The organism is Candidatus Sodalis sp. SoCistrobi, assembly GCF_900143145.1.
In the GTDB taxonomy this organism is placed as follows: Bacteria; Pseudomonadota; Gammaproteobacteria; order Enterobacterales; family Enterobacteriaceae; genus SoCistrobi.
In genome coordinates, this window is record NZ_FRDB01000101.1 from 1 (window position 1) to 10,201 (window position 10,201).

The following is a 10,201-nucleotide window of genomic DNA, read 5'->3' on the forward strand; positions in this document are numbered from 1 at the left end:
CGGCGAAGCTCACGGTTCTCGCGCTCCAGCTCCTTAAGCCGCTGACGTTCATCCGCGTTGAGACTGTTTTTCACCGCCAGCCGCTGTTCATGTTGCTTGATCCACAGACGCAGCGTCTCGGGTATGCAGCCAATTTTTGGTGCAATGGACTGGATCGCTTTCCACTGCGAAGCATGCTCATGCTGAGTTTCCAGCACTAGATTAACTGCCCGTTCACGGACTTCCGGAGAGTAACGTTTGGTCGTTGTCATAGAGACCTCCACTTTTAAAATATAGACTCTAATTTATCCGGGGTGATTCACTACCGCCATGCATTGTTGAGACTCAACTGTGCCATCGTGCCAACCTTTATTCCCTGCAATGCACAGGGCGCATCCACCGCAACCTCCGCGACGCACGAGCTGGCCAATGCGCTGGATCCCGTCGTCTTTTTCCCTCATCATGGTAGTGCGTTAACTTGGCCTGCCGGCAAACAAAGCCGGCAGGCGCTTTCCTTTCCGTTTAAGGTAGCTTTTGGTATGTCCGACGATTTGCAGCACCCCATAGCCACGCTTTACGGCATCAAAAATTGTGATACGGTCAAAAAGGCCCGCCGCTGGCTCGACGAACAGCAGGTGCCCTACCGGTTTCATGATTACCGCAGCGATGGCCTCGATGCCGATCTTTTACAGCGCTTTATCGACCAGTTGGGGTGGCCGCCGCTGCTCAACACCCGCGGCACCACCTGGCGCAAACTGAGCGAATCCCAGCGTGCGGCGGCCGACAACGCCGCCGGGGCGGCGGCGTTGATGCTCAGCCAGCCGGCGATGATTAAACGCCCCCTGCTGGAGGCCGCGGATGGCCGTCTGCTGCTGGGGTTTTCCCCGCAAGCGTATCACGGCTTTACCGCCAGCGAGGTTTAAGATGTCTTGTCCCGTACTCGAACTCGCGCAGCAGTTGATCAAATGCCCCTCCCTCAGCCCCGACGACGCTGGCTGTCAGGCGCTCATTGCGGCTCGCCTGCAGGCGCTGGGTTTCACCATTGAACCGATGCCGTTCGGCGATACGCTCAATTTTTGGGCCTGGCGCGGACAGGGCCGCACGCTGGCCTTTGCCGGCCATACCGATGTGGTGCCGCCCGGTGATGTGCAGCATTGGGATAACCCGCCGTTCGAGCCAACGCTTCGCGACGGCATGCTATACGGCCGCGGCGCGGCCGATATGAAAGGCTCGCTGGCCGCCATGGTGGTCGCCGCCGAACGTTTTGTCGCCCAGCATCCGCAGCATCAGGGCCGGCTGGCGTTCCTGATCACCTCCGATGAGGAAGCCGACGCTCAAGACGGCACCGTCAAAGTGGTAGACGCGCTGATGGCGCGTCAGGAACGGTTGGATTATTGCCTGGTGGGCGAGCCGTCCAGCAGCCGTCAGGTTGGGGATATCGTTAAAAACGGTCGACGCGGCTCGCTGACCGCCAATCTGGTCGTGCAGGGCGTGCAGGGCCACGTCGCCTATCCGCATCTGGCGGACAATCCTGTCCATCGCGCGATGGCCGCGTTGGAAGAATTGGTGGCAACCCAATGGGATGAGGGCAACGCCTTTTTTCCGCCCACCACGATGCAGATTGCCAATATCCATGCCGGGACCGGCAGCAACAATGTCATTCCCGGCGAGCTGCTGGTGCAATTTAATTTCCGTTTCAGCACCGAACTGACCGACGTCATTATCCGTCAGCGGGTAGAAGCGCTGTTGCAGCACCACGGGCTGCGCTACCGGATTGATTGGTCGCTTTCCGGCCAGCCCTTCCTGACGGCGCGCGGTGAGCTGGTAGATGCGGCGGTGCGGGCGGTTGAGCATTATCAGGAGCTAACGCCGCGCCTGGAAACCACCGGCGGCACGTCCGATGGCCGCTTTATCGCCCTTATGGGCGCGCAAGTGGTGGAACTCGGCCCGGTCAACGCCACCATTCATAAGGTCAACGAATGTGTCAGCGCCGCCGATTTGCAACTGCTGAGCCGGATGTACCAGCGCATCATGGAACAGTTGATTCTGTGATGGATGCCCTGACGGTTACCGGCCGCACCGACAGGCACGTTGTTCCCCTGGAGCCGGGTCATCGGCTACAGCCGGAAGCGGCGGCGGCCTTTGGGCAACTCCAGCACGCAGCGGCCCAGGCGGGGTTTTCCCTGCGCCCTGCCAGCAGTTTTCGTGACTTTGACCGCCAAATGGGCATCTGGAATGGCAAATTTCACGGTCAGCGACCATTATTGGATCGACAAAGCCGGCCGCTTGATGCGCTTACTTTGGCGACAGGCGCACGCTGTGAGGCAATTCTGCACTGGTCAGCGCTGCCTGGCGCCTGGCGCCTGGCGCCACCATTGGGGTACCGATCTGGATATCTTTGATCCCGATTTGCTGCCTGCCGGCGCACGGTTGCAGTTGACCCCCGAAGAGTATCTGCCCGGCGGTTATTTCGCCCCTCTCACCCGCTGGCTGGATCGGCATTTGGCGGACTACGGCTTTTTCCGGCCTTACGCGCACGATCGCGGTGGTGTGGCGGTGGAGCCCTGGCACATCAGCTACCGACCGCTGGCGGACCGCGCCGCGCAGGCGCTGACCCCCGCAGTGCTGCTGCAAGCCTGGCGCGGCCAGGAGGTGGCGGGTAGCGCATGGTTGGCGCCGCAGTTGGCGTATCTCTTCCGGCGCTACATTGACAATATCGATAAGGAGTAAGTCTATGGGATGGTTAGCGGATTATTGGTGGGTGGTGCTGCTGATTCTGGCGGGCATGCTGATTGGCGGTGTGAAAGCATTACGCCGGGTGGATGCCACCAGCTATTTGAAAAATCGCCCAAAATTGCCGCCGCATCGGGACAATAACGCGCAGTGGGATGAGGAAGATGACTGGCCGAAAAAGCCATAACGCCCTCGGTTTAGCGCGCCTGCTGCTGACAAATCCGTTGCCAGCGGCGCGTTAAGCGCGTATCTGCCGCCGCCATACCCGCCGCCGTTTCCTGCCGCCAGCGCCGCCAGAGCGCTTTTTTCCCGCTGAGCCCTAACCGTGCCGCCAGGGTGGCGTCCGGCATCGGCTGCGTCAACCACAGGCGCAACGCCGGTAGCGGCAGTGTGCTGCGGTTAATAAGCCGGGTCAGCGCGCTGCGGCAGGCTTCCGGCGGCCGCTGGGCGAAGGCAAAACCCGCCAGGCAGCGCCAGTCCTCCCCCCTGAGATCCTGTTGCTCGCCGGCCGCCAGCCGGCAATCGCGCTCAAAACCGTCCGCCGCCCGCAGCGTCAGTCTACGCCCCGCGTCGCTCAGGGGCAGCAGCGCCATGGCGCTGTACAGGCCGCTGCTGGCCTCGCGGTGTGTGCCCATTCGCACCAGTTGGAAGCCCGCCCGCTGCCAAAAACGCCACAGCGCGGCGGTATAACCAAAGCTGACCGACAGAAAATCGCGCCCCTCAGCGGCAGCCTGCTTTGCCGCCTTGGCAATCAGCGCCAGCCCGATACCGCGACGACGCGCGGTAGGCGTCACGGCGATACGGCTGATTCGCCGGGAGCGCAGCCGCGGCGCTCGCCAGGCGCTGCCGTGCGCTGCCAGCGATTGCGCCACCAGACTGCCCGGCGGCCGACGGTAGCCCGCCCAGACGTTGTGGGCGAGGCGTGCGGTCAATCCCCCTTCCTCTACCAGCCACAGGCCCGCCATCAGCCGGCGCTGATGCGCGGTAGCGGTCTCGGTCTCGGTCTCGGTCTTGGTCTTGATCGCGGTCTTGATCGCGGTCTCGGTCTCGGTCTCGGTCTCGGTCTTGATCGCGGTCGCGGTCGCGGTCGCGGTAAAGAAGGACATACCGGGTGCATCCAGCAATCGGCGCAGATCGATAGGGGAAGTACGGTAATGAGCACGGGTCAATAATTGATAAAAAGCCTGTCGCGCCGCGGGCTGGCGCCGCCACGTACGGGCGCTGACGTTCCCGATGCGCCATCGCCCTGCGCAGGCGGCGCCCGCATCCGTATTCTGCGGCGCGCCTTCGCCGGCAAAGGCCACTACCTCGGCGTCCTCCAGCAAGAGCGTCTCGGTCAGCCAGCGCTCCAGCGGATCATTCGCCGCCCAGCGCAACGGCTCATCCAGCCGGAGCGGGTGCCAACACGGTAGCGTTTCGCAAAACTTCAGCAGAAATCCGCGCCCGGTGCCCTCATATCCCGCGACGGTAGTGGTCAGCAGCACATGGGAAAAATACCCCATTAGTTGACGCAGCAGCGGTAAGGGCAGCGCGGCGGCTTCATCCACCAGCAGCCAGCGGGCGCTCATCCCTGCCCGGCAGCGGGCCAATAGCGCATCGGGGGCGAAAAAAGGCGCGCCCGGACCCGCGTAGCGGCGCAAGATGTCCACGGCGGTTTTGGCGGGCGCGGTGATACAGCAGGCATCATCGAGCGTCCCGGCGAACATGCCGGCCAGCGCCGATTTGCCGCGGCCGCGCGGCGCAATCATCACATAGATGCCGGGCTCTGCCTGCGCCAACCGGCGCAATAGCCGGCCCTGATCGGCGGTGGGTCGGCCGGGGACGGGAGGATACCACGGCAGGCGGGACGCCAGAGGCGTTATCTGCGGCGCACGGTCCTGGCGCAGCAGCGCCACCGCCGGGTCCGCCGACAGCGCAGCACGAAAATAGCGGGTGAAATGCGGCGTCGCGATCGGTTGCGGCTGTTCGCTCCAGCGTAGCGAATCGCCATCCGGCATCCGGGGCCAACGCGACCAGGGCGGCACCAGCAGCACCAACCAGCTGCCCGCCACCAGCGTACCGGCCAGCGCCGCCAACGCATCCACCGCCAGCGATTGACGGGCATCGAACACCGCATGCAGGAACTCACGACCGAGCAAAGTTTTCAGCGCCGCCGGGCGGTTACCGGTACCGCATTCGCTTTGCTCCCCCACCCATAGCCAGTCGCCGTCAAGGGCGTTGCCAAGCGCTGCCGCCTGTTGGCCGCACCAGTCAGACGCGCCGCTAATCACCAGCAAACGCCGTACGCCGGCGCGTTTCATTGCCGCGGTTTCTGCACGCAGGCAGGCCAGCCAGGGCGGCGGCAGGGAAGTCACCTCAGGTCTTGCCCACGAGCAGCGACAGCAGACCTGCGGCAATAAGCGGCCCCACCGGCACGCCACGGAACAATGCTACCCCGAGCACCGTACCTACCAACAGTCCGGCCACCACGGAGGGCTGGCTGGACATCAACGAAACGCCGCGGCCGCCCAGCCAGGAAACCGCCACGCCAATCACTATCGCCAGCAGCGATTTCCAGTGCAAAAAGGAGTGGAGGACGGTAGACGCCGACAGCGTACCGCTGGCGATGGGCGCCATTACGCCGATGGTAAGGATGATAATGCCAATGGTTAATCCCTGTTTCTCTACCCAGGGGAAGTACTGTTCCATCGGCGTAAGGCGGATAATCAATAACACCAGGATCGCCACGGTCACGGTATTGTTGTGGCTGAGAATGCCGAGCGCCGCCAGACCCAGCAGGATCAGCAGCGTCGGATCGGAAAAATTCATACACTGTCCCTGAACAATAACTTAGCCACCGGCAAAAGTATTACACTGACGAATATCACCACTGTCAAACCCGCGTTTGAACCAATGATAGCGCGGCTCTGAAGTGCCATGGGTAAAACTGTCCGGCACCACCCTGCCCTGTCCCCGCTGCTGTAACCGATCGTCACCGATGGCCCGTGCGGCATTCAAGGCTTCCTGCGGATCCTGCTCGTCGAGGATGTGCTGCTGCTGCATGCTGTGGCCCCACACGCCGGCGAAACAGTCCGCCTGCAGTTCCAGCTTCACCGACAGTGCGTTAACCGTTTTTTCCGTCGCCCCCTGCTGCTGCTGGCGAACCCGGCTTTCAATCCCGAGCAGTTTTTGCACGTGATGACCGACCTCGTGGGCGACCACATAGCCTTGGGCGAAATCGCCGCCGGCGCCGAGCTTATTTTTCATATCATCGTAAAAAGATAAATCGATATAGACCGTACTGTCCGCCGGGCAATAAAACGGCCCCATGACCGATTGACCGGTACCGCAACCGGTTTGCGTCGCGCCGCGATACATGACCAGCTTTGGCGGCTGGTAGGTTTTGCCTATTTGTTGGAAAATCTGCTGCCAGGTATCTTCGGTATAACCGAGGATCACCGCGGTAAACTTGGCCGCTTCGTCGTCGTTGGGGCTGATGCGGGTTTGCTGGCTCACCTGCGAACCCGACTGGCCGCCGGTAAGCAGCGGCGTGAGATCGACGCCATAATAGCCCGCCACCACTACCACGATGAGCAGCACGATGCCGCCTTTCCCGCGAATCGGCAGCCGGAAACCACCGCCCCCCAGACCGGATGACTGTCCGCGCCTGTCTTCCACATTATTACTTTCGCGACCGCCTTGCCAACGCATCGTCATCCCCAATCAAACGTTATTCATTTAATGATGAGGATAGCATATAACCCTGGACAGACAGCGGTACTGCCGCCCAGGTAAACGATTGCGCAGTTAGTCCAACTTAACACCGATACGCTTGGCGACTTCTTCATAGGCTTCGATAACGCCACCCAGGCTCTGGCGGAACCGGTCTTTATCCATTTTATCGAGGGTGGTTTTATCCCACAGGCGGCTACCGTCCGGCGAAAATTCATCCCCCAGCACAATCTCGCCGTTAAACAGACCAAATTCCAGCTTGAAGTCCACCAGAATCAGCCCGGCATCGTCGAAAATCTTGCTGAGCACGTCATTAGCCTGATAGGTCAACTGCTTCATCCGCGCCAGATGGGGTTCACTGACCCAACCGAAGGTGGTGCAGTAGGATTCGTTGATCATCGGATCGTGCATGGCGTCGTTTTTCAAAAACAGATCGAATAGAGGCGGATCCAGGACCAGGCCTTCCTCGACGCCTAAACGTTTCACCAGCGAGCCGGCCGCGCGGTTGCGCACCACGCATTCCACGGGCACCATCGCCAGTTTTTTCACCAGCACTTCATTATCGGAAAGCAGGCGCACGATCTGGGTTGGAATGCCGGCCTCGGCTAACTTGGTCATGATAAAGTAGTTAAACTTATTGTTAATCATGCCTTTGCGATCGAATTGCTCGATACGCTGACCGTCCAGTGCTGACGTATCGTTGCGGAACGTCAGGATCAGCAAATCCGGATCCTCGGTGGTATAGACCGTTTTCGCTTTTCCGCGATACAACTCAGCTAACTTTTGCATCTTTACATACTCCAGTGGCAGATAACGCTTTGATACAGGTAAAAAAGGGGGCCGAAGCCCCCTGTTGATTTAACGGGATGTTGACCGGCTGAATGCCGCCTGGAATACCGCCACCAGCGCGTCATTTTGCGATTGGGTCAGGGTGTGCCCTTTCGGATCGGTGAACTGCAGCGTGCTGCGGTTGCCAAGGTCGCCGACCTGCAGTTTATAGTCGCCATTGCGCAAATCAGGATCTTTGGCGCCCAAATCGTCCCAGGTACCGCTGCCCGGCGCGTCATAAGTGACCGAAACGGTACCCAGTGGACGGCTGCTGTCCTTCACCTTCATGCCGATGCGCGACAACGCCGACGGCAGATGCGTCCAGACGGTATTGTAGGACGAGCGCACCACCAGCAGCGGCAGTCCGCTTTCGTCAGCGCCGCTTTGCACGCTCAGATCGGCGGTTTCGCCTTGGGCGATACGGTTGGCGCGATCGTCGTTAAGCTGCTGCAGCCCGCTCGCGACGCTGTTTAGCATCTCAACGGTATAGCGCTGTACCAGCGCAGGATTGGTAACGGGTTTACCCTGCTGCTGCAGACCAAGGGACGTTACCTGCAGCGAGGTTTGGTAGCCCTGGGTCGCCAGGCTTATCTGATAGCGGCCGCTGTACTGTTCATCTTCATCAGCACGAGTCCAGGCGATCCAATCCGTATTCAGGCTCTGCTGTGCGTCCTGACGCGAGGCAATCGGATAGCCTTTGCTCTGCACCACCGCCGCCACCTGCGACCACAGATCACGGCCCTGGGCGCTGTTCTCCAGCTGGATGACGGCGCTATTGCCGGAATATTGCGAACGGGAACCGTTCAGCAGCGCCAGCGGCTGCGCTGGGGGCCGAATGTCCAGCCCTTTGCCCACGGCACCGTTGCGCGGGACAGTGGGAATTTCATAGTCGCCGTTCTGCAGCGGCAAAATCATACCGGATGGGCTGCTAAGCCTGCGCAGCGGGGGCGCTTTCAGGTACTCTTCGTTTCCGTTTACCTGACGTTTATAGCGCTGATCGCTGGTACAGGCCGCGAGCAGCATGATAAGCGAGACGCCGACCACTTTCGCTACCTGCGACTTTTGCATTAAATAAGCCATTAAATCTCCCTAAGAGTTACAGCAAACCCGCATCCGTTAACGCCTGTCTTACCACGCGGCTGCCCGCCTCGGTCAGGGGCGTCATCGGCAGGCGCAGGGTGTCGGTCGCCATTAATCCCAATGCTTTACAAGCCCATTTAACCGGTATGGGGCTGGGTTCAAAAAAGAGTTTCTGATGCAGCGGCATCAGGCGCTGATTAAGACGGCGCGCATCGGCATAATTGCCGCCGGCCGCCAGAGCGCAAAGCTGCGCCATCTCCTTCGCGGCAACGTTCGCCGTCACGGAAATCACCCCTTTGCCGCCCAGTTGCATGAAGTCCAGTGCGCTGGCGTCGTCGCCGCTCAGCAGCAGGAAATCGTCATTGACCAGCTCTTGGATCTGGCTGACACGGCTTAAGTTCCCCGTTGCTTCCTTAATACCGATAATATTTTTGATTTCCGCCAGACGGGCAACGGTCGGCGGCAGCATATCGCAGCCGGTGCGCGCCGGCACATTGTACAGAATTTGCGGCAAATCGCTGCTTTCGGCGATGGCCCTGAAATGCTGAAACAACCCTTCCTGACTCGGCCGATTGTAGTAAGGCGTCACGCTGAGGCACCCCACCACGCCGCTGTCGTTAAAGCGGCGAGTCAGCGACACAGCCTCGGAGGTAGAGTTAGCACCGGTGCCCGCGATAACGGGAACGCGCCCGTCGCTAAGCTCAAGGGTCCACATCACCACATCGCCATGCTCTTCGTGGCTCAGGGTAGACGTTTCGCCGGTCGTTCCCACGGCCACGATCGCGGCGGTACCGCTGGCGACATGATAATCGATTAATTTTTTCAGACTGACCCGGTCGATGGCGCCCTTTTCGTCCATCGGAGTCACCAGTGCAACTATGCTTCCCGTAAACATTGACCATTCCTCCACAAACAGGTTATTCATGGTACTTTTGTCACCTATCCAAAAGCAAGCAAACATCGGCCCGGTAAGCCCTTGGCAGCAGGTTTTTTTTAGGGTTACCATGTAAATCACAACCCGCCGGACAGGAAGCGCCATTTTGCCACCGTTACAGCAACATTATCTGGTTATCACCGCGCTGGGCGCAAACCGGCCTGGTATTGTCAATACCATTACCCGTCACGTCAGCAGCTGCGACTGCAATATTGAAGATAGCCGCCTCGCCATGCTGGGCGAGGAATTTACCTTTATCATGCTGCTCTCCGGCGGCTGGAACGCCATCGCTCAACTGGAATCCACCCTGCCGTTGAAAGGGGTCGAACTGGATTTATTGATTGTGATGAAGCGCACCACGGCCCAGGAGCAGCCGGCCACCCCGACGACGGTGTGGGTGACGGTGGAGGTGGATGATTCACCCCATCTCATTGAGCGCTATACCGATTTATTTGATAGCCATCAGATGACCTTGGCAGAGCTGGCGTCGAAAACGCAGCCGGCGGACGCGCAATCCCCGCCCCGGCTGACGCTCTCGATGACCGCGCACGGTCCGGCCGGGGGTCAGGTTCTGCTGATTGAACAGAGGTTTCATCAACTCTGTACAGAACTGCATGCGCAAGGCAGTATTAGAGTTATCAATCATCCACAGCATCAGGAAAGAGACGGAGTATTGCAATGACGCCACTGAAAGCCGGTGATATAGCACCACAATTTAGCCTGCCCGATCAGGACGGTGAACTCATCAGCCTTACCGACTTCCAGGGACAAAGAGTATTGGTCTACTTTTATCCCAAAGCGATGACGCCAGATACCGTCTTGCTCATCATGATGCAAGAGCTATATTTTCATCGAAGGGTATTCCAGATTTTAAGACACCATAAGCTAATTGGAGTAATTTTCGCATTGCCGCGCAGATGCCTACTTTACCTCCTT

At 59.8% G+C, this 10,201-nt stretch carries 12 protein-coding genes and 1 pseudogene; 6 read left to right on the forward strand and 7 right to left on the reverse strand.

The window, feature by feature from the left end:
* Positions 1-251 (reverse strand): transposase (locus CINSTRO3249_RS08450; RefSeq protein ID WP_143146895.1); only part of this gene is annotated, 251 nt, incomplete at its 3' end.
* A 267-nt stretch (positions 252-518) separates the two neighbouring features.
* Between CINSTRO3249_RS08450 and CINSTRO3249_RS08455 the strand changes: the two genes are divergently transcribed.
* The 4 genes and pseudogenes from CINSTRO3249_RS08455 (at position 519) to CINSTRO3249_RS08470 (ending at position 2,899) form a co-directional block, all read left to right on the forward strand.
* Positions 519-902 (forward strand): ArsC family reductase, encoded by a 384-nt coding sequence (locus CINSTRO3249_RS08455; RefSeq protein WP_074012965.1) that lies wholly within the window; start codon positions 519-521, stop codon positions 900-902.
* Position 903: 1 nt separating this feature from the next.
* Positions 904-2,031, forward strand: a complete 1,128-nt coding sequence (gene dapE / locus CINSTRO3249_RS08460) for a succinyl-diaminopimelate desuccinylase (RefSeq protein WP_074012957.1) — start codon at positions 904-906, stop codon at positions 2,029-2,031.
* A pseudogene (locus CINSTRO3249_RS08465) lies at positions 2,028-2,709 on the forward strand (M15 family metallopeptidase). Before dapE ends, CINSTRO3249_RS08465 begins: the two are co-directional and overlap by 4 nt.
* 4 nt (positions 2,710-2,713) lie before the next feature.
* Positions 2,714-2,899: a YpfN family protein gene (locus tag CINSTRO3249_RS08470; RefSeq protein WP_074012958.1), complete on the forward strand. Its 186-nt coding sequence runs from the start codon at positions 2,714-2,716 to the stop codon at positions 2,897-2,899.
* A 10-nt stretch (positions 2,900-2,909) separates the two neighbouring features.
* Here the strand turns inward: CINSTRO3249_RS08470 and CINSTRO3249_RS17925 are convergent, their stop codons facing one another.
* The 6 genes from CINSTRO3249_RS17925 to dapA form a co-directional block, all read right to left on the reverse strand.
* A complete protein-coding gene (locus CINSTRO3249_RS17925; protein ID WP_074012959.1) occupies positions 2,910-5,066 on the reverse strand; it encodes a tRNA(Met) cytidine acetyltransferase TmcA in 2,157 nt (718 codons plus the stop codon).
* Between the two features lies 1 nt (position 5,067).
* Complete coding sequence (locus CINSTRO3249_RS08480; RefSeq protein ID WP_074012960.1) at positions 5,068-5,520, reverse strand: DUF441 domain-containing protein; 453 nt, start codon at positions 5,518-5,520, stop codon at positions 5,068-5,070.
* A gap of 21 nt (positions 5,521-5,541) precedes the next feature.
* Positions 5,542-6,402 carry a KPN_02809 family neutral zinc metallopeptidase gene (locus CINSTRO3249_RS08485; RefSeq protein ID WP_074012961.1) on the reverse strand — a complete coding sequence of 287 codons (861 nt, stop codon included), beginning with the start codon at positions 6,400-6,402 and terminating at the stop codon, positions 5,542-5,544.
* Positions 6,403-6,498: 96 nt separating this feature from the next.
* Positions 6,499-7,212: a phosphoribosylaminoimidazolesuccinocarboxamide synthase gene (purC, locus tag CINSTRO3249_RS08490; RefSeq protein WP_074012962.1), complete on the reverse strand. Its 714-nt coding sequence runs from the start codon at positions 7,210-7,212 to the stop codon at positions 6,499-6,501.
* A 69-nt stretch (positions 7,213-7,281) separates the two neighbouring features.
* Complete coding sequence (bamC, locus tag CINSTRO3249_RS08495; RefSeq protein WP_074012963.1) at positions 7,282-8,331, reverse strand: outer membrane protein assembly factor BamC; 1,050 nt, start codon at positions 8,329-8,331, stop codon at positions 7,282-7,284.
* 16 nt (positions 8,332-8,347) lie between these two features.
* A complete protein-coding gene (gene dapA / locus CINSTRO3249_RS08500; protein ID WP_074012966.1) occupies positions 8,348-9,226 on the reverse strand; it encodes a 4-hydroxy-tetrahydrodipicolinate synthase in 879 nt (292 codons plus the stop codon).
* Positions 9,227-9,371: 145 nt separating this feature from the next.
* Between dapA and CINSTRO3249_RS08505 the strand changes: the two genes are divergently transcribed.
* The gene (locus CINSTRO3249_RS08505; RefSeq protein ID WP_074012964.1) at positions 9,372-9,947 is read left to right on the forward strand and encodes a glycine cleavage system transcriptional repressor; all 576 of its coding nucleotides are present in this window, start codon (positions 9,372-9,374) and stop codon (positions 9,945-9,947) included.
* Positions 9,944-10,201 (forward strand): redoxin domain-containing protein (locus tag CINSTRO3249_RS17600; RefSeq protein ID WP_254304323.1); only part of this gene is annotated, 258 nt, incomplete at its 3' end. The genes CINSTRO3249_RS08505 and CINSTRO3249_RS17600, both read left to right, overlap by 4 nt.

Excerpts from the sequence above, each read along its gene's own strand:
- bamC (WP_074012963.1), bottom strand. The coding sequence starts at position 8,331 with ATGGCTTATTTAATGCAAAAGTCGCAGGTAGCGAAAGTGGTCGGCGTC.
- CINSTRO3249_RS08485 (WP_074012961.1), bottom strand. The coding sequence starts at position 6,402 with ATGCGTTGGCAAGGCGGTCGCGAAAGTAATAATGTGGAAGACAGGCGC.
- CINSTRO3249_RS08470 (WP_074012958.1), top strand. The coding sequence starts at position 2,714 with ATGGGATGGTTAGCGGATTATTGGTGGGTGGTGCTGCTGATTCTGGCG.
- CINSTRO3249_RS08480 (WP_074012960.1), bottom strand. The coding sequence starts at position 5,520 with ATGAATTTTTCCGATCCGACGCTGCTGATCCTGCTGGGTCTGGCGGCG.
- dapA (WP_074012966.1), bottom strand. The coding sequence starts at position 9,226 with ATGTTTACGGGAAGCATAGTTGCACTGGTGACTCCGATGGACGAAAAG.
- purC (WP_074012962.1), bottom strand. The coding sequence starts at position 7,212 with ATGCAAAAGTTAGCTGAGTTGTATCGCGGAAAAGCGAAAACGGTCTAT.
- dapE (WP_074012957.1), top strand. The coding sequence starts at position 904 with ATGTCTTGTCCCGTACTCGAACTCGCGCAGCAGTTGATCAAATGCCCC.
- CINSTRO3249_RS08455 (WP_074012965.1), top strand. The coding sequence starts at position 519 with ATGTCCGACGATTTGCAGCACCCCATAGCCACGCTTTACGGCATCAAA.